Annotated in this window: 17 protein-coding genes; 9 read left to right on the top strand and 8 right to left on the bottom strand. The window is 27.8% G+C overall.

The window, feature by feature from the left end; genetic code table 11:
- Positions 1-336 (top strand): YcxB family protein (locus tag QX51_RS16070; protein ID WP_039680920.1); only part of this gene is annotated, 336 nt, incomplete at its 5' end.
- Between the two features lie 50 nt (positions 337-386).
- Here QX51_RS16070 and aspD read toward each other — a convergent pair.
- From aspD to QX51_RS16095, 5 genes are all read right to left on the bottom strand, one after another.
- On the bottom strand, positions 387-2,015 hold the full coding sequence (gene aspD / locus QX51_RS16075; protein ID WP_039680921.1) for an aspartate 4-decarboxylase: 1,629 nt from the start codon (positions 2,013-2,015) through the stop codon (positions 387-389).
- A 294-nt stretch (positions 2,016-2,309) separates the two neighbouring features.
- Positions 2,310-3,764, bottom strand: coding sequence for a MocR-like pyridoxine biosynthesis transcription factor PdxR (pdxR, locus tag QX51_RS16080; RefSeq protein ID WP_039680922.1), 1,455 nt, complete (start codon positions 3,762-3,764; stop codon positions 2,310-2,312).
- A 69-nt stretch (positions 3,765-3,833) separates the two neighbouring features.
- The gene (locus QX51_RS16085) at positions 3,834-4,742 is read right to left on the bottom strand and encodes a D-alanine--D-alanine ligase (protein ID WP_039680923.1); all 909 of its coding nucleotides are present in this window, start codon (positions 4,740-4,742) and stop codon (positions 3,834-3,836) included.
- Between the two features lie 280 nt (positions 4,743-5,022).
- Positions 5,023-6,003 (bottom strand): dipeptidase, encoded by a 981-nt coding sequence (locus QX51_RS16090; protein WP_039680924.1) that lies wholly within the window; start codon positions 6,001-6,003, stop codon positions 5,023-5,025.
- A gap of 31 nt (positions 6,004-6,034) precedes the next feature.
- Positions 6,035-7,237 (bottom strand): DUF819 family protein, encoded by a 1,203-nt coding sequence (locus QX51_RS16095; protein WP_039680925.1) that lies wholly within the window; start codon positions 7,235-7,237, stop codon positions 6,035-6,037.
- 332 nt (positions 7,238-7,569) lie between these two features.
- Here QX51_RS16095 and QX51_RS16100 point away from each other — a divergent pair, with 332 nt between their 5' ends.
- The 3 genes from QX51_RS16100 to QX51_RS16110 are packed head-to-tail and all read left to right on the top strand — an operon-like array spanning position 7,570 to position 10,204.
- Positions 7,570-8,145 (top strand): cupin domain-containing protein, encoded by a 576-nt coding sequence (locus tag QX51_RS16100; RefSeq protein ID WP_082007855.1) that lies wholly within the window; start codon positions 7,570-7,572, stop codon positions 8,143-8,145.
- Positions 8,146-8,167: 22 nt separating this feature from the next.
- Positions 8,168-9,406 (top strand): competence/damage-inducible protein A, encoded by a 1,239-nt coding sequence (locus tag QX51_RS16105; RefSeq protein WP_039680926.1) that lies wholly within the window; start codon positions 8,168-8,170, stop codon positions 9,404-9,406.
- Between the two features lie 15 nt (positions 9,407-9,421).
- Complete coding sequence (locus tag QX51_RS16110; protein WP_039680927.1) at positions 9,422-10,204, top strand: Cof-type HAD-IIB family hydrolase; 783 nt, start codon at positions 9,422-9,424, stop codon at positions 10,202-10,204.
- A 12-nt stretch (positions 10,205-10,216) separates the two neighbouring features.
- Here QX51_RS16110 and QX51_RS16115 read toward each other — a convergent pair whose 3' ends face one another.
- Positions 10,217-10,807 (bottom strand): zinc dependent phospholipase C family protein, encoded by a 591-nt coding sequence (locus QX51_RS16115; RefSeq protein ID WP_039680928.1) that lies wholly within the window; start codon positions 10,805-10,807, stop codon positions 10,217-10,219.
- A 163-nt stretch (positions 10,808-10,970) separates the two neighbouring features.
- Between QX51_RS16115 and QX51_RS16120 the strand changes: the two genes are divergently transcribed.
- Positions 10,971-11,537 (top strand): DJ-1 family glyoxalase III, encoded by a 567-nt coding sequence (locus QX51_RS16120; RefSeq protein WP_039680929.1) that lies wholly within the window; start codon positions 10,971-10,973, stop codon positions 11,535-11,537.
- 11 nt (positions 11,538-11,548) lie between these two features.
- The gene (locus QX51_RS16125; RefSeq protein ID WP_039680930.1) at positions 11,549-12,388 is read left to right on the top strand and encodes a pentapeptide repeat-containing protein; all 840 of its coding nucleotides are present in this window, start codon (positions 11,549-11,551) and stop codon (positions 12,386-12,388) included.
- A gap of 113 nt (positions 12,389-12,501) precedes the next feature.
- Here the strand turns inward: QX51_RS16125 and QX51_RS16130 are convergent, their stop codons facing one another.
- Positions 12,502-13,884, bottom strand: coding sequence for a sigma-54 interaction domain-containing protein (locus QX51_RS16130; RefSeq protein ID WP_079764821.1), 1,383 nt, complete (start codon positions 13,882-13,884; stop codon positions 12,502-12,504).
- Between the two features lie 299 nt (positions 13,885-14,183).
- On the opposite strand from QX51_RS16130, the gene QX51_RS16135 reads away from it, so the two are divergent.
- On the top strand, positions 14,184-15,113 hold the full coding sequence (locus tag QX51_RS16135; protein ID WP_039680931.1) for a DMT family transporter: 930 nt from the start codon (positions 14,184-14,186) through the stop codon (positions 15,111-15,113).
- 87 nt (positions 15,114-15,200) lie between these two features.
- On the opposite strand, the gene QX51_RS16140 is transcribed toward QX51_RS16135, so the two are convergent.
- A complete protein-coding gene (locus QX51_RS16140; RefSeq protein WP_039680932.1) occupies positions 15,201-16,148 on the bottom strand; it encodes a tRNA modification radical SAM protein MnmL/YtqA in 948 nt (315 codons plus the stop codon).
- Positions 16,149-16,314: 166 nt separating this feature from the next.
- Between QX51_RS16140 and QX51_RS16145 the strand changes: the two genes are divergently transcribed.
- A complete protein-coding gene (locus QX51_RS16145) occupies positions 16,315-17,856 on the top strand; it encodes a VanW family protein (RefSeq protein ID WP_039680933.1) in 1,542 nt (513 codons plus the stop codon).
- Positions 17,857-17,923: 67 nt separating this feature from the next.
- Positions 17,924-18,574, top strand: coding sequence for a fructose-6-phosphate aldolase (gene fsa, locus QX51_RS16150; RefSeq protein WP_039680934.1), 651 nt, complete (start codon positions 17,924-17,926; stop codon positions 18,572-18,574).
- Positions 18,575-18,860: the final 286 nt, after the last annotated feature.

An 18,860-nucleotide genomic window follows, 5' to 3' on the forward strand; every position in this document is an offset into this window, starting at 1 on the left:
TTAATCATAGTTACAGTTTATATTATATGTTGCTTTGTAATAAATAAATCTTTAAAATCTAAAGTTGATAAAGAAATAAATGCACTGTTAACTTTAAGACCAACTTTGATTGGAGAAAGAACTTTAGAAATAAATGATGAGCATATTATTGTAACTAATAATAAAGAGAGAACAGAGCAAAGGATAAAAGGTATAGATAATATTAAAGAAGTTGATGGAAGCATCATACTATATATTGGAAAATTGAGTCCAGTTCATATTATACCTTGTAGCTCTTTTGTAAATGAAGAAGAAAAGGACAAGTTTTTAAGTTATTTTAAACATATAAAAAGATAGCATTAATATATAAAAGTAGGAGAGGTTATGTTACCTCTCCTATATATTTATTATAAAGTTTTTTTCCATTTAGTTACGTAATCATCAAGTATCCTTCTTAAAGCTATACCAATAGTTGCATAAGCTTCATCATAAAGGTTAGCAAGTGAAATTCTAATTGACCATTCAGGACCAGCAAACCCACCACCACCAAGTAAAACTATTGATGAATCTTGAGCTAAATCAAATAATATATCTACAGGTTTATAATTTTCTTTTAAGTAATTAGCAAATCCTATACCGTGATTTTTCTCAGCCCATTGCAATAAATCAAATTGAGTATAGTAACAAGCATCATTTGCATCATTGTTTAACTCTAAACCTAAAGAGTTAAATAATAAATTTTTACGTCTAATACATATATCCATAGTTTTTTTCTTGTATTCATTCTTTCTATCTATAAGAGTGAAAGCAGAGAAGAATGCCATTTGAACTTGTTGTGGAGTAGAAAGTCCAGCAGTGTGGTTTAGGGCAACTTGTCTACTATCAGCAACTATTCTATCTATAAAAGGTACATTTTCTGGTATTGGATTCATATCAGCATATCTTTTATTAGTTCTTTTTCTTATAGAATAAGGTAGTTCTTTTATTAATTTATCAAATACATTTTCTTCATGTAAAGCAATAGTACCAAGTCTCCATCCTGTAACACCAAAGTATTTTGAGTAAGAATAAGTTCCGATAGTGTTGTATGGTAAGTCTGCCATTAAAGATCTAAATCCTGGAACAAAAGTACCATAAACATCATCAGAGATTATCATTAAATCAGGGTTATGTTCATTAACTATGTTTACTATTTTTGAGATAGACTTATCACATATGGCAACAGAAGGTGGATTACTTGGATTAACTACAAATAACGCCTTTATATCTGGATTAGCTAATTTTTCCAATTCTTTCTCGGAACATTGCCAAGTGTGTTCACCTTTTTCATCAACTTCATCAGAGTTTATATACACAACTTCAAACTCGTATCTAGGAAGATGAGGTATTTCTAAGTAAGGTGTAAAAACTGGAGTCATAATAGCAATTTTATCACCTTTAAGAAGAAGATTATTTGCGATTAATGAGTCAAATATATAACACATAGCTGCAGTGGCACCTTCTACAGCAAATACATTAAAGTCTCCACCTTTGTCCAAGTCATATTTCATTTCTGCTTTTAAATATTCTTTAACTATTTTTTCTATATGAATAAGCATTCTGTCAGGGAAAGGATAGTTGTCTCCAATTATTGCATCAGTTAATTCGTGTAAAAAATGATCTGCATTGAAATTTAAATCATTTATACCATAATCTATAATTTCTTTTAAAGCGCTTACTCCTGGCATAGAAGAATTTTCTTCTATAAATTTGCAAAAACGATTATATACTCCTGTTTTTTTAGGAATTCCAGTTAAGTCACCATTATCCCAAGAAAACCTACTTTCTGTTATTGCAAAATGACCAAAAGTAAAGAATGCTTCTCTAGGTGTAGCAGCAACCCAGTTTGGATTTCCACGACCAGCATCAAGTAAAGTTCTAGTACTTTTTCTATTTGATATGGTTGCAAGTTCTATAAGTTTATTTTTAAACTCAAAAGGACTTATTTGACCATATATATTTTCTAATTCTTGTCTATTAAGATTTATATTCGCCATTAAAAGATTCCTCCCTATGTATATTTATCAAAATAAATTTTGTTATTAGTATTATTCCATTAAAACTTAAATTTACTTATTATGAATTAATCTTAAAAAGTAAAGTATAATACATAACTTAATTATAACATATAAAGTATATTGCTTGGAAGCCTTTAATATAAAAAAGGAATACTGAAAAATACAAACCTATTATAAAGTACATTTGAGTTAGTGAAAGATGGTCAAATATAACATAAAAAATGCGTAAACTTTAATGTTTACGCATTTTCTATCATAATTATAAATCGTAATTTATTTATATTCTAATTCTTTTATAGTTTCACCTATAATTTTAATTCCTTTTTCTATATCATCATCAGATAATCGAGATAGTCCTAGTCGAATGGTATTTTTACCTTTATCATCAATATAAAACAAATCACCAGGCATAAAGATTATATCTTTTTTATAGCATTCATCTAGAAGCTTTCTAGTATCCAAATTTTTGAAAATTAAAAATAAATGAAGACCACCATCTCCTAAGATATAATCGCATTTTATGTATTTTTGAACACACTGTTTAGCAAAGTTAAATTTATCGCCATAAAACTTTCTAGTTTTCTTTATATATTTCTCGAAGGCACCATTTTGTAAATAATCATATAGAATACCCTGATCTAAGAAAGAAACATGAATAGTAGTGCATCTTTTTACACTTTCTAATCGATCTATAAGATTTTTATCACATAAAACCCATCCTATTCGAAGTCCTGGAAATAGTATTTTAGAAAAACTACCAATATAAATAACACCATTACTATTATTATCTAAAGAACAGATGGGGAAAATATGAGAAGAAGAGTAAAGAAGTTCTTCGTTAAATCCATCCTCTATAGTTGGTATATTATTTTTTTTCATTAAATTATAAAACTTATATCTATTTTCTGGAGACATAACCATACCTGTAGGATTATGATAAGAAGGCGTAATATAAGAAAATTTTATTTTTCCTTTATGTTTTTTTAATTTTTCATTTAAATCATCAAAATCAAGACCATTTTCATCTATATTCATGGGAATAATATTTAAACCATAAGATTTCATTATTTTGATAGAGGTATTATGTGTAGGATTTTCACAAAGTATATAATCTCCTTTATTAGTAAGTGTTGAGATTATAACATTCAACCCTTCTGTAAAGCCATTGACTATCAAAATATCTTTATTAGTAGTATTTACACCCTTTTTATTCATATAATCATGTAAATAATCTATTAAAGGTTTATATCCCCTAGCATAACCGTAATTAAGCAATTTATGGCCTTCTAAATTAAATCTATTTAAAAAAGATTTTTTTAATTCTTCCATATCAAACAAATCACCATCAGGAGATATACTTTTAAAAGAAATCTGGCCTGATTTCCAACGAATCTCGCTTTTCATAATGTCCATATCATTGCATGTTTTCATATAATCATTTTCAAAGTTTTTATAATTTATATTCCAATGACTATTATTAACGCTATTATCACTATTTACAAAAGTTCCTTTTCCAGAAACTGAATAAATCGTACCATCAGACTTTAGCTCCTCATAAGCAGAGACAATAGAATTTCTACTTACATTTAAAAGTAAACTAAGCTCCCTTGTGGAAGGAAGCTTAGAGTTATGAGGAAGAAGACCTTTTGAAATCATTTCTTCCAAATATTTTTTTATCTGAATATATATTGGTTCATTCTCATTAATTATTAAATCGGAGAATAACAAATTATCACCTCTAAGCTTTATTAATATATAAGGTAATTATATTAAATAAACTTATTTTAGTCTAGGCTGTTATTTCACTGACGTCTCCATTATTTTATCTACTAATTCACTGTAAGATAAACCTTTAGCATTAGCACTTCTTGGAATTAAACTTGTAGTTGTCATTCCTGGAAGGGTATTTAGTTCAAGAACATAAAATTTTCCATTTGATAATATGAAATCTACTCTTACATAAGCCCTGCAGTAGAAGATATCCCAAACTGTTTTAGATGCTTTATTAATTTGTTCTTGCAATTCATCACCTAAATAAACTATTTCTTCTTTTGCTGCATTAGCACCAGTTGAATATTTTGCTTCGTAGTCAAAGAAACCTGTAGTGCTTGATATTTTTATTGTTGGATAAATCTCACCATCTAAAACAAAAGAAGTGTATTCATCTCCTGGTAGATATTCTTCTATCATTACCACATCATCAACTTCTAAACCAGCCTTTACAGCAGCTTCAACATCTTCCTTTCTTTCAACCTTGAATGTTGCAACAGAAGATCCACCACTATTTGGTTTTATAAAGACTGGATAACCCATTTTTTCTATTTTATCATAGTCTATATCCTCTATTGATTTTGCTATAGTCCAATTTGCAGTTGGCACACCAGAATCCCTTAACATTTTTTTAGTTATGTTTTTGTCCATACACATGGCAGAAGTTAAAGGACCACATCCAGAGTAAGGTATGTCCATGGATTCTAATATGGCTTGAATAGTACCATCCTCACCATACTTACCATGTAACATTAAGAAGGCAAACTCGATTCCTTCTGGCATTTTATTTATAACGTCCATTTTATTATTTAATATTATTTCATGTACTTCATATTTATCTCTATCTAAAGCATTAAGAACAGCTCTTCCTGAATTTAAAGAAACTTCTCTTTCAGTAGACATTCCACCCATTAAAACAGCCACTTTTTTCTTCATAGTTAACAACTCCTCAATATATCTCATGTATAAGTAGCATAAGATTAAAATTACTATATTTTATTTTTTGCCACTAGCATTTAGATTTAACCAAGCAAATAATTTCCATATACTTGTTTTTAGTAGCAAATTTATTTTTTATAGTAGTAATTATATGTTTAAGTTGGTAAATCTGAAAGTACCACAAGGGGCTTAATTTTTAAATATTGTGGTTTATTGCAAAAGAAAAGAGGAATGTACTAAAGGTAACATTCCTCTTTTCTTTGAGTAAAGTGAATTTTTATCCTAAAACATTTTCCATAACTCTAAAGATATTTCTATGAGTTATCTTGTCTATTTCATCTTCAAAATAACCTCTCTTTCTAAGTTCCTTTGTAACGTTGTTGGAGTGAGAAGCGCATTGAAGATTTTTTACATTAGGGTTATTTATATCTTTTGAAAAGGAAGAAAGTGTATTGCTTTCTAAATAATCACAATAATCAAATCCTAAGCATACATGATCTATACCTATTAGGTCAGCCATATAATCTATATGATCTACAAAGCCTTCTAGATTTTGTTTACTTTTATCGTGGCTTACAAATCCACTAAATCCATTGAGACCAACTACACCTCCACTTTCTGCAATAGATTTTAATTGACTATCTGAAAGATTTCTTTTTACATCACATAATGATTTTGCATTGGAATGTGATGCTATTACTGGTTTTGAAGCTATATTGATTAAGTCCCAAAAAGATTTTTCGTTTAGATGAGATACATCTACTAACATATTTAAGTCTTCTAATCTTTTAACAGCATTTTTACCAGCTAAAGTTAATCCTCTATTATTATCACCACAAACACCTGTAGCTAATTCATTTCCTTCATTCCAAGTAAGAGAAGCATGTCTTGCATGAACTTCATCATAAAAATAATTAATTTTATCAATATCACTACCTATATGACTTAAACCTTCCATGCCAATTACAATATCAACTTTACTTTTAGCAAAACCTTTCCCAATATCCCTATATGATTTAACTACATTGATAACATCTTTACTTTCTTTAATCTCATCTTTTAAAGCATTTACTATTTCTTCTGCTCTAAGAGATGGATTATTATCATAAGGTGGATCTATCCATATAACAAAGATACCACCACAAACATTACCTTTTTTAAAATTATTTAAATGATAATTTTTAAAAATATTATGCTCATTTTCAGCCCTTTTTAAAGTAATATGAGTGAAAGTATCTGAGTGACAATCAAATATCATAATACCCCTTCTTTCATAAATAGTCTACTTACTACATTAAAAAGTTTCCAACTATGATACCGCAGTAATTTCCAATTACATAGCCTAAAGTTCCAATTAACATAATTGGTGCTATAAGTTTAGACCAAGATTTTGAAACAGCCATAGCTGCAGCCGTTGTAGGTCCACCTATACACGCATTAGAAGCTAAAATTGCTTCTTCTAAGTTGAACTTGAATAATTTTGCTACACCAAATGTTACTAACATGTTTATTAGAACAACTATTAAACAAAACACTAATAGAAGAGGCGAATTGTTTATTATAGATGATATTGATGCAGGTACACCTATAACAACAAAGAAAAGATAAATTAAAAATGTACCTATTTCTTGAGCTCCACCTAAGTTTCCAAAGAAGTCGGATTTAAGAGTAGCACAAAGCATTGTAACTGTAGTTATTATTAAATATTGATTTCCAAGTAAAGTATTAAGTATTTTTAGGAAAGCATTAGACGTTGGAATAATAGAAGATAAAAATTCTGCTAAGCTTACTGATACAGCAACTATAATAAAAGCAGAACCTATACAAAATCCTATATCTTTTAAAGATACTTCTTTACTTTTCCAGTATGAAGATGCAGCTGTTTCACCTTCTTTTACTCCTATTTTTTCAACTTCATCTATATGAGGATGTTTAAATTTTTTTCTAAATAGAGCTATAGATGGAATAGATATTAATACAAAGAAATAAAGAGCCATTAATAAATTATCAGAAACTACTGCTGCTGAAACTAGATCTCCAGGAATTTCAAAAGCACTTGCCATGGCAGCAAAATTTGCACCACCACCTATGTATGAGCCAGTCATCATACCAGCTATTTGTGCTAATTCAGGAATATGCTTATTTAAAAGTAAAAAGCCTAAAGTAGATCCAAGCATAGTACCTATGGAACTAACTAAAAATAATACCAACATTTTTCCGCTTTCTTTCCATATCTTTGTAATGTTACATTGATAAAGAAGTAATGTTATTGCTAGAGGAACAACATAAGACCATACTTGATCATAAACTACAGATTCTGTAGGTATAACTTTTAAGTTAGAGAAGATTAATGCACCTATAAGGGCGATAATAGCTCCTGAAACTTTAGAAGCCCATTCAAATTTTTGTTCTAAATAAATACTAAAAGCTGCCCATCCTGTAATAAAAGCCCATAATACCCATATATTATCGGAACTAATCAATGTTTTCATAATAACCTCCCATAAATTTTTATAAATTCAATATATTGAAATTACTATAATTGTAATATAAGTTTAGTTAGATTTCAATATATTGAAAAAATATTAAGAATATTAATAAAATACTGTAAATATATTTAAAAAATATAATTTTATAGACGAATTTATTAAATAATATAAATACTTTTTAAGTTTGCTTGAATTTTTATCATCTTTAATATAAATTGGAAATATATGTAGTATTATATTTGTGAAAATATGAAAAATATTACATGCAAATTAATTTGAAAATTTAATATATTGAAAAATATTTAAGGGGAAGAAGGTTATTAAGGAAGTGAAAAATGAAAAAAGATATTGATATGAATATAGACGTTGGTCAAAAAATCAGAGAACTAAGAAAGAGTAAGAAATTTAGTATTACAGATTTATCAAAAGAAAGTGGTCTAAGTACAGGACTTATTAGTCAGATTGAAAGAAATATGGTAGTACCATCAATAAAAGTTATGTGGAAGATTGCTAACGTATTAGAAGTTAATATTGGATATTTCTTTGATGAAGATGATAAAAATATAGAAGAAAAGGTAGTAGTTAGAAGAAATGATAGAAAGTCCATTAATACGAATGATTCTACAAAATCTTATGAATTGTTAATGCCAAACTTAAATAATAAAAGGATAGAATTTCTCTTAATTACATTAAATGAAGAAACTAAAATAAATAAAGATTTAGTTTCACATAAAGGAGAAGAATGTGGATATATAATAGAGGGAAAAATGAAAATAATATTAGAAAATAAGGAATATATATTGGAAAAAGGAGATAGTTTCTATTTTGATAGCAAAATTCCTCATGTGTATGAAAATTATGGTGATGAAAAATGTGTATTAGTTTGTGCAATGACACCACCATCATTCTAAAATAAATAAGAAGGTGATATTAATGAAAGCAGAAATTATTACTGTAGGTACTGAAATACTTTTAGGAGATATACTAAATACAAATACTCATTATTTATCAAATGAGCTTGCAAATATGGGGGTAGATGTATATTACCAAATAACTGTAGGAGATAATGAAAAAAGATTATTAGATCAGTTAGGAGAAAGTTTTAAAAGAAGTGATTTAGTAATACTAACTGGAGGGTTGGGTCCAACGGCAGATGATCTTACAAAGGAAGTCTGTGCAAAATATTTTAATTTGGAAATGGAGTTTCACCAGCCTTCATGGGACAAAATTATAGAAATATATAATAAAATGAAAAGAACACCAACAGAAAATAATAAAAAGCAAGCTTATTTTCCAGTGAACTCTACAATACTACCAAATGAATATGGTACAGCTCCAGGGTGCATTATGGAAAAAGAAAGTAAAACTATAATTGTAATGCCAGGTCCTCCAAGAGAAATGAAGCCTATGTTTGACAACTTTGTAAAACCATTCTTGCAAAAAGGTAGCAAAGATATACTTAAGTCAAAAGTTCTTAGAATAGTTGGTATAGGAGAATCAAAGGTAGAAAATGATTTACTTGATTTAATACAAAAACAAATAAATCCTACTATAGCCACTTATGCAAAGGATGGAGAGTGTACTGTAAGAATAACAGCAAAGGGAAAAAATATTGAGGAAGCAGAGAGATTAATACTTCCAGTAGCACAGGAGATAAAAAATAGATTTAAGGAAGCTGTATATGGAGAAGATGAAACAACTATAGAAGATGAAGTTGCGAAAATTCTAGTGAAAAATAATTTAACTATAGCTGTAGCAGAATCTTGTACAGGAGGTATGGTATCTTCTTCTTTAATAAATTACCCAGGAATATCTTCTGTTTTTATGGAAGGATGTGTAACTTATTCAAATGAAGCTAAAATAATGAGCTTAGGTGTAAAATCAGAAACACTAAATTCTGTTGGAGCAGTAAGTGAGCAGTGTGCAAAAGAAATGGCTGAAGGTGTGGCATCAAGACACAATACAAATATTGGACTATCTACAACAGGAATAGCAGGACCAGAAGGTGGAAGTGAAGAAAAACCTGTAGGACTTGTATATATGGGAATTAAAATAAATAATAAAACTATAGTAAAAAAATACATATTTAATGGTGATAGACAACAAATTAGATATAGAGCTTGTAAAACTTTATTAAACGACTTAAGACTAGAATTATTAAATATAATATAGATTTTAGGAGGAAAAATGATAAGACATATATTTTGTGACTTAGATGGAACTCTTTATAATGATGGAATTAGCGATGAAGATGTAAAAGCCATAGAGGAAATAGAAAAAGAAGGTGTAATATTTCATGTGGCAACGGGAAGAGTATTTAAACAGGCATGCGATATGATAAGTAATAAAATTAAGTTAAATGGATATTTTATTTGTGAAAATGGTTCATTTATTTTTGACAAAGATGAAAACTTAATTTTTAAAGAGCCAATTGATGATTATTTAGTGAGAAAAATTATAAATAGATTTGAATCGAATTTAGCTCATATTTATCTAAAATATAATGGGGAGATAGTTTTAAGTGGAGGAGAAGATGTTTTCAGTCATTACACTAAGGACTACATCTTAGACGAAGAAATATTTAAAAAAGAAAATTTTGATAATCTAGTAGGAAATGTGGGAATAGTTTCAGATAATATGGATGAACTTAAAAGATTAGAATATTATTATAAAAGTGAATTTGGCGAAGTATGTGATATTTATTTATCAGGACCTTATACTTTAAATATAGTTCCTAATCATGTATCTAAACGTCATGGAATAGAACATATATGTAAAAAATATAATGTGTCATTGGAGGAAGTTGCAACTATGGGAGATTCACCTAATGATATATGTATGCTAAAAAATATAAAATATAGTTTTGCCATGAATAAATCAAATGAAGAAGTAAAAGAAAGTGCATCTTATGTAGTTAATAGTGTAAAAGATGGTATAGAAATGATTAAAAAAATAAATAGGACTAAATAATAGTCCTATTTATTATACACAGTTTTTTAATGTATAAGAATTTGCTGTATTAATTAAAATTGAATCTAGTACATGATTTACAATAATATTACAAATATATGATGAAAATTTTAAATCGTTTTCATAGCTAGTACAACTAGATTTATATTTTTTATATAGATTATGGAAAAATTCTTCCACACTATGATTAATTTCATAATCTAAATCACAATTTGAAAAATCCATTTCTTTAGCATAAGAAGCAAGTTCTTTTTCATAGACAACATGCTTATTCATACTATGAGTAAATTCCCAGCGCTCGCTGTGAGGAGTAGTGAAAAAGTCACATAAAAAATGACAAATAACACCCAGCTCTTGACTTAATTTACTTATGGAAAAATATTTTTTTAAAGAATCTAAAGTTAACTGACATAGATATTTGATTTTTTCAAGAACCATAGATAAAGACTCTTCTAAATAATGCTTATTAAGTACATATTTTGAAGAAATATCTGGTTTAATATTACCATAAATAAAATTCTTCTCACTTAGAAAGAAAGATTTATTTGATTCTAGATTATCTAATACAGATTTAGATATAATAAAATGTGTGTTTATTAACATTGATTCACCTCATAAGTTTTATATATAGCTAAATAATATATATGAATTTTCTTGATTTTGCTTATAATAACTATCTATTAAATGATAGCAAGAATGAAAAAAAAATTCAATATGATAATGATTCCAATTGAAAATTATTACTACGAATAAAGGAGAGAATAAAATGAAAAAAGTATTAGTCTTATTAGCAGATGGTTTTGAAGAAGTAGAGGCACTTTCAGTAGTAGATGTACTTAGAAGGGCTAATGTAGATTGTAAGATGTGCTCTATTGAAGACGAGTATGTAAGAGGAACTCATAATATAATAATAAAATCTGATTGTAATATTAAAGATATTGATAAAGAAGATTATGATGGAGTAGTACTTCCTGGAGGACTACCAGGAGCAGAGAACTTAAAAGTAGATTGTGTAAAAGAATTAATTACAAAAATGAATGAAAAGAAAAAAATTGTTGCTGCTATTTGTGCAGCCCCAGAAACTTTAGAATATTTTAATATACTTGAAGGAAAAAAATGTACTTCATACCCTGGTTTTATTCAAGATAAAGAGAAAGTTAATTACGTAGAAGATGAGGTTGTAGTAGTTGATGATAATATAATAACTAGTAGAGGGCCAGCAACTGCTTTAACTTTCGCCCTATCAATATTAGAAGAATTAAGGTGTATAAATGAAGTAGAAGATATAAAAGAAGGAATGTTAGTGAATTTTTATAATAAATTTGCTAAATAATAGGAGAAAAGATGAAGTATAGAAATTATAATGATAAAAAGTCTTATGAAAATTTAAAAATAGATTGTAGTAAATGTTTTGGATTTTGTTGTGTAGCCTTATATTTTTCTAAAATGGATGGTTTTCCAAAAGACAAAGTTTCGGGAGAGCCTTGTATGAACTTAAGTAAAGATTTTACTTGTAAAATACATAAAGACTTAAGCAAAAATAATCTTAAAGGATGTATTAACTATGATTGTTTTGGAGCTGGTCAAAAGGTTGCTCAGTATACATATAAAAATTTGAGTTGGCAAAATTCACCGCAACAATCACAGGAAATGTATGATGTTTTTGTAGTAGTTAAAAATTTGCAAGAAATGATTTGGTACTTGTATGATAGTATTACTTTTGCAGAAAGTGAAGATATGAGAATTAGAATAAATCTTATGATAAAAGAAACTGAAAATCTTACTAATCTTTCTGGAAAAGATATATTAAATATAAATATTGAAGCTCATAGAATGAAAGTAAATTCTCTTTTAAAAGAAGTTAGATCAAATTTAATAAAAAACAAACAGCATAAAAGAAAAAATGATATGCCTTTAGGTTTTGATTTTATAGGAAAAGATCTTAGAAGAAAAAAACTAATAGGAGAAAACTTGGCAGGAACTTTATTAATAGGAGCAAATTTACAAGACGTAGACTTAAGTGGAGCAATTATTATTGGGGCAGATATGAGAGATGCAGATATTAGAGGATGCAACCTAGAAAATACTATGTATCTTACTCAATCCCAAATAAATAGTGCAAGAGGAAATTCAAAAACAAAATTACCAGTATTTATAGAAAGACCTTCTTACTGGGAAAAATAGAAGAATTTTTAGAAAATTTATAATAAAAAGCTTGATTCTAAATTATGATATGCTCCCTTTATAGTAGATAGTTTAAATAATAAAACTGTTACTATGAAGGGAGTGTATTTTTATTATAAATTATATTTTCTAATTAATCTGCTAGCTTTAGATTGAGATATGTTTAAACATTTAGCTACCTTATATGAACTTTTACAATGGTTATAAGTTTTAGAAATAATCTCTTTTTCGTATGATTCCATTAAAGAGTCAAAATCTTGTTCATTAAAAAAATCATCTTTATCTTCTATATTATAGTCAAAGTTATAATTAAAAATATCTTTAGGTATATTTTTTTCTGTAATAACATGGCTGTTAGATGTTAATACAAGTTTTTGTATAATATTTTGAAGTTCTCTAATATTTCCAGGAAAGTGATAATGAGAAATTAACTTTATAGCATCCTTTGTTATAATCTTATTTATGTTAAATTCAAAGCAGTATTTATTAAAATAATATTTAATTAGTTCAATAAGATTTTCCTTTCTATCTCTAAGAGGAGGAATTTTTAATTGAATAACATTTAATCTGTAGTAAAGATCTTCTCTAAATGTTTTTTCTTCTACTTTCTTTAATAAATCACAGTTTGTGGCAGAGATTATTCTAATATCTACTTTTTTCTCTTTGATACCTCCCACAGGAGTGAAAGTTTTTTCTTGAATTAATTGAAGAAACTTTGCTTGAAGGCTTGGAGGAATCTCTCCAATTTCATCTAAAAATAAAGTTCCGCCATGAGCTAGTTCTACAAGACCAGCCTTTCCTTTAGTAGAAGCACCTGTGAAAGCACCTGGTGCATACCCAAACAACTCAGACTCAAGAAGTTCTGCTGAAATAGTTGCACAGTTAATGGTTATAAATGGATTATTATTTCTTCTACTATTTTTATGTATATATCTAGCTAATGAAGTTTTTCCAGTACCTGATTCACCAAGAAGTAATACTATAACATTAGTTTTTGAAATTTGATTGATTGTATTCAGTATAGGTCTCATAACACTTCCTGTAAGAATAATATCAGTTTCTATTTTAAGTGTGGTTCTATATATATTTTCAATTTCATTTTTATATTTATTAACTTCATTTTGTGTATCTGATAATTTGTTTTTAATTTGATTAAGTTCTGTAATATCTCTTGTATTTTCAACTATAAACTCGATTTCACCATTATCATCAAATATGGGAGTAGCAGTTAGCACAAGTTTTTTCCCTGTATTAGTAAACTGTTCCATAGAACTAGTTTTCTTTGTGATTAAAACTTGAGGTATAGCTCCAACGGTAGAATACCCATTCTCGGATAAAAGCTTAACATTTTTACCAAGCATTTCTTCTTTTTTAATACCATAGTTTTTTTCAAATGCTTTATTACAATAAATTAAATTACCATTATTGTCAGCAACGCAAATCTCATCATGGGATGCATCCATGACCTTTCTATAAAATTCTTCTCCAAATTTCAAGGATATACCCCTTTCATAAGTCATTTTTAACTTAAAAAAATATTAAATACAACTTATAATACAAATAAGTCATAAACAACTTAATTATATTGGAATAATAAGTTAAAATCAACTTATATTGTTAAATTACTTATATTCAATAATTATTGTAGAAAGATAATAAGGAGAAATGGCTAAATTTCAATTATTTTACAGTCATTGAAATATAAAATAAAAACTTAAGTTCTGGCATGATACTTGCTATAATAGAGGTCGGAGTTAAAAATAGAGAGTCAAGCTTCAGGTGGAGGGAAAGAAAGATGGGTTATTTATACATATTACTAGCAGGTTTGTTTTGGTCCAGTATAGGGTTATTTACAACAAACTTAAGTAATGCAGGATTATCAACAGAAGAAATAAGTTTTTTAAGGCTTTCAATGGGGTGTATTATATTAGTTATATACGCAATTATAAAAAATCCAAGTTTATTAAAAATATCAAAAAAAGGATTAATTTATTCAATAATTATAGGAATACTTTGCCAAGGGTTATTTAATTACTGTTATGTAAATTCAATAAAAAGTTCAGGAAGTGCAGTAGCAGCTGTGTTACTTTATACTTCGCCAATATTTATTACAATTTTTTCGGGAATAATATATAAAGAGAAAATTAATAAAATGAAGCTATTATCTTTAACTATATGTGTAGTGGCAGCCATACTTGCTGTTACTGGAGGTAGTTTAGATTTAGAAAATATAAGTACAGTTGGAATTATAAGTGGAATAATGGCAGCAATTCTTTATTCGTTGATGCCTATAATAAGCAAAAATATACTAGATGAAGTAAACAATTTAACTATGATGATTTATTCATTTTTAACAGGTGCATTAATTCTTGTAAGTAAGGTGAACTTTGTTAGGGTGGGAGTTAGTATAGGAGATATGCCTGTAGTTTTAAATATAGTAGGATTTGGACTATTTTCAGGGGCTCTTGCTTATATTTGTTATACAAGTGGCGTGAAAAGTGGAATTGAGCTTTCAGTTGCCGGTGTAATAGCATCAATAGAATTAGTATTTGCACAAATAATTGGGTGGATAATCATGGGAGAGCTTTTTAATATTGTAAAAATAATTGGAGTATGTTTGATGATGGTATCTGCAATAGTAGCCCTTAAAAGTGTCACTAAAATACCAGTTGCAGACGAAGAAAATCTTGATTTAGACCTTAGAAAGGTTGCAAATCAAGTATAATATTGCCCTTTAAAATTTATAATTATAAATTATAAAAAAGTCCTTGATAAATAATTTTATCGAGGACTTTTTTTATGTGAAAATTTATTATTTTGAAGATAAGTATTTTATACCTTGACAAGAGTTTCTTGATTTTAGAGTATCATCAATAGCATTTAGTACTTCCCATTTTTTCAGAGACCAAAGAGGTCCTACTAAATCTTCTTTTTTTCCATCACCAGTAAGTCTATGGATTATCATTTCTGGAGGAAGGATTTCTATTTGATCACAAACTAAATTTACATATTCTTCTTGTGTCATTAAAGTCATCATATTTTTTTCTAGCATTCTTGCCATTGGAGTATCTTTTATAACATGAAGTAAATGAATTTTTATTCCATGAACATTTAAATCAGCTACTGCTTTAGCTGTTTCCATCATCATATTATAATCTTCACCAGGAAGCCCATTTATAATATGAACTACAATTTTTATATTCTTAGCTTTTAACTTTTCTACACCTTCTAAGAATGTTTTATAATCATGGCCTCTATTTATAATTTTGGAAGTGGAGTCATGGATAGTTTGAAGACCTAACTCTACCCATAGATTAGTTCTTTTATTTAATTCGCTTAAATATTCCACAACATCGTCTTCTAAGCAGTCTGGGCGCGTAGAAATAGAAAGTCCTACCACATCTTCTTGCTCTAATATAGTTTCATATTTTTCTTTTAAAACTTCCAAAGGTGCATAAGTATTTGTATAAGCTTGGAAATATCCAATATATTTTGCATTTGGCCATTTTTTAAGCATCATTTCTTTGATTTCTTTAAATTGTTTTATTAAATCATCTTTTGGATTACCAGCAAAATCTCCGGAACCTTCTTTGGAGCAATAAGTACATCCCCCATAAGCAACTTTTCCATCTATATTTGGACAAGTGAATCCTGCATTTATTGAAACCTTAAATACCTTTTCACCAAATGTATTTCTAAGATAGTAATTCCAAGTATGATATCTTTTATTATCATCAAAAGCATATTTGAACTTTGTCATTTTATCACCTTTTTCTTATGATTTATACCTAGTTATATTAACATAAATTTTTATTATATACAAATTTCTATAAAATAATTGATTACGAAAATGAAATATTTTTAAATGAATAAAGTCTAACTTTATTAATACAATTTATTAATGATGAAATCAAAGGGGGGATATTATGGAGAGAAACGATGATAATAACGACATCATAAGAAAGGCTCGTCAAAAGGCGAAGGCTGAACAGAAGAAAGAATCTAAAGAAAAATTAACAGAAGAAGAAAAAGACGACGTGGTAAAGGCAGATAATGCAGATAATAAAGAAGAGATTGGTGAAAAAAAAGAAGAGGAAAAAGTTGAAGTTATTAAAGAAGAAAATGAGGATAAAGAAATAATAACACAAAAGGATGTTTTTAATGATAAAGAAGATGTAAATAGTAAAGAATTAGATAATAATAAAGAAGAAATAATAGAAGAAAAAGAAGAGGAAAATAAAAAAAGTAGTAAAAAACAAAAGAAAATTTATATTGGAATTATATGCTTTTTTTTGTTAATTGGAATAATGTATTTTGGTGCAAAAAGGTACGATAACTTAGTTTATCCAGATATAACTTTGTATGAAGAAGATGTATCTAGATTAGATAAAAATGAGTTAGATGAAAAGATAAATGCCATAGTAGATAATATAAATAATAATAAAATAATTGTAAAAGTAGATGATAAAGAATATGAGGTTTTAGTATCAGATATAATAGAAGAGTTGGATGTAAAAAAAGTTGAAAATGAAATAATGAGTTATGGTAAGGATAAAACTTTTCTAGAACAATTTGGTTTAATATATTTAAGTGTGGGAAGAAATTATAATTTTAATATAAAAATTGATAAAAATTATTTACAAGAACAAGTTAAGAAAATTTATGCTGATACTCATATAGCGCCTATTGAACCAACTTTTGAAATGAATGGTGATAATTTAAATATAATAAAAGGTAAAAATGGAAAAAGTATAGATGACAAAAAATTAATGAATGATATAATAGAGAAAATAAATAGCAATGAAGTTGGAAAAACTGATATTGTTATTAAAGAGCAATATAAAACTATAAAACCAAAGATAAATGATAAAGATCTTAAAGGTGTAGATTATAAGATTTCGTCTGCTACAACATATTTTGGCGGAACAGGTTACAATAGAGGATTAAATATAGCTAATGCAACTAATAAAATTGATGGAACTTTATTAATGTCAGGTGATGAGTTCTCTTACGAAGATAAGGTTAGCCCTGTGGAACTTAACAATGGATACTATATGGCCCCTGTTATAGTAAATGGAAGTCATAAAGATGCTCCAGGAGGTGGCGTTTGTCAAGTATCTACTACGCTATATAATGCAGAACTAAAAGCTGGAATTATTCCAACAGAAAGATATAACCATTCCAAATCTGTATCCTATGTACAAAGAGGATTGGATGCAACACTAGCAACAGGAAGTAAGAATTTACGATTTAAGAATCCTTATGATTATCCGATTTACATTCATGCATATACAGTAGGAGGTCAAGTTACAGTAGAATTTTGGTCAAATAAAAGTGTTTTAGATGGAAAGAAATATACTCCAGTAAGTTTTGTTAAAGGAAATGTAGCCAATACCTATCTTTATGGTTATAATATTAATGGAGAATTAATATATAAAAAATTTATAGATACAAGTATTTATAGATAATATATATTAGCTTTTGAACAATATAATATACATACAAAAGAAAAAAACAAATAAAGGAGAATAAAATATGAAATTATTTTTAGACACAGCAAATGTGGAAGATATTAAAAAAGTAAATGATATGGGTGTAATATGTGGTGTTACTACAAATCCATCGTTAATAGCCAAAGAAGGACGAGATTTTACAGAAGTTGTAAGAGAGATTGCCTCTTTAGTAGATGGGCCAATAAGTGGAGAAGTAAATAGTGATGATGCTGAGGGAATGATAGCAGAAGCTATGGAAATAGTAAAAATTCACAAAAATATGGTTGTTAAAATACCAATGACAGCAGAAGGGTTAAAAGCAGTTAAAGTATTATCGGCTAAAGGAATAAAAACTAACGTAACTTTAATATTCTCAGCTAACCAAGCACTACTTGCTGCAAGAGCTGGAGCAACTTATGTATCTCCTTTCTTAGGAAGATTAGACGATATATCGACTAATGGTATGGATTTAATAAGAACTGTAGCAGAAATGTTTGATATACATGGAATAGAAACTGAAATAATAGCTGCAAGTGTTAGACATCCGATACATGTAACAGATGCAGCTTTAGCTGGTGCTCATATAGCAACAGTTCCTGCTAAGCTTGTTTACCAAATGTTAAACCACCCATTAACTGATCAAGGAATTGAGAAGTTTAAAAAAGATTGGGCAGATGCTTTTGGAGATAAATAATATAGTAAAAAAGCCATCTTGATAAAATCAAGATGGCTTTTTTACATACTAGGGTATTATTGAGCAATATTGTTGCTAAAATTTCATCAGTTCCTTTATGCTTAAGATGATTATATTGAATTTTATAATAAATAACTATAAAAGGCAGGGAAAACTATTATGGAATAAATAATCTACTCTTTATGTAAATGTAAAAAAATATAATTCCAATTTACTTTATGAAAAATTATCAAGTTTTACTGAAAATGTTGAAAAAATATTGTTTATATATCTGGTGAGTATTACA

This window comes from Terrisporobacter othiniensis, assembly GCF_000808015.1.
GTDB classification, from domain to species: Bacteria; Bacillota; Clostridia; order Peptostreptococcales; family Peptostreptococcaceae; genus Terrisporobacter; species Terrisporobacter muris.

What these genes read in the sequence shown, in the direction of transcription:
- aspD (WP_039680921.1), bottom strand. Translation starts at nt 2,015, where the DNA reads ATGGCGAATATAAATCTTAATAGACAAGAATTAGAAAATATATATGGT.
- QX51_RS16085 (WP_039680923.1), bottom strand. Translation starts at nt 4,742, where the DNA reads ATGAAGAAAAAAGTGGCTGTTTTAATGGGTGGAATGTCTACTGAAAGA.
- QX51_RS16090 (WP_039680924.1), bottom strand. Translation starts at nt 6,003, where the DNA reads ATGATATTTGATTGTCACTCAGATACTTTCACTCATATTACTTTAAAA.
- QX51_RS16095 (WP_039680925.1), bottom strand. Translation starts at nt 7,237, where the DNA reads ATGAAAACATTGATTAGTTCCGATAATATATGGGTATTATGGGCTTTT.
- QX51_RS16100 (WP_082007855.1), top strand. Translation starts at nt 7,570, where the DNA reads ATGAAAAAAGATATTGATATGAATATAGACGTTGGTCAAAAAATCAGA.
- QX51_RS16105 (WP_039680926.1), top strand. Translation starts at nt 8,168, where the DNA reads ATGAAAGCAGAAATTATTACTGTAGGTACTGAAATACTTTTAGGAGAT.
- QX51_RS16110 (WP_039680927.1), top strand. Translation starts at nt 9,422, where the DNA reads ATGATAAGACATATATTTTGTGACTTAGATGGAACTCTTTATAATGAT.
- QX51_RS16115 (WP_039680928.1), bottom strand. Translation starts at nt 10,807, where the DNA reads ATGTTAATAAACACACATTTTATTATATCTAAATCTGTATTAGATAAT.
- QX51_RS16120 (WP_039680929.1), top strand. Translation starts at nt 10,971, where the DNA reads ATGAAAAAAGTATTAGTCTTATTAGCAGATGGTTTTGAAGAAGTAGAG.
- QX51_RS16125 (WP_039680930.1), top strand. Translation starts at nt 11,549, where the DNA reads ATGAAGTATAGAAATTATAATGATAAAAAGTCTTATGAAAATTTAAAA.
- QX51_RS16135 (WP_039680931.1), top strand. Translation starts at nt 14,184, where the DNA reads ATGGGTTATTTATACATATTACTAGCAGGTTTGTTTTGGTCCAGTATA.
- QX51_RS16140 (WP_039680932.1), bottom strand. Translation starts at nt 16,148, where the DNA reads ATGACAAAGTTCAAATATGCTTTTGATGATAATAAAAGATATCATACT.
- QX51_RS16145 (WP_039680933.1), top strand. Translation starts at nt 16,315, where the DNA reads ATGGAGAGAAACGATGATAATAACGACATCATAAGAAAGGCTCGTCAA.
- fsa (WP_039680934.1), top strand. Translation starts at nt 17,924, where the DNA reads ATGAAATTATTTTTAGACACAGCAAATGTGGAAGATATTAAAAAAGTA.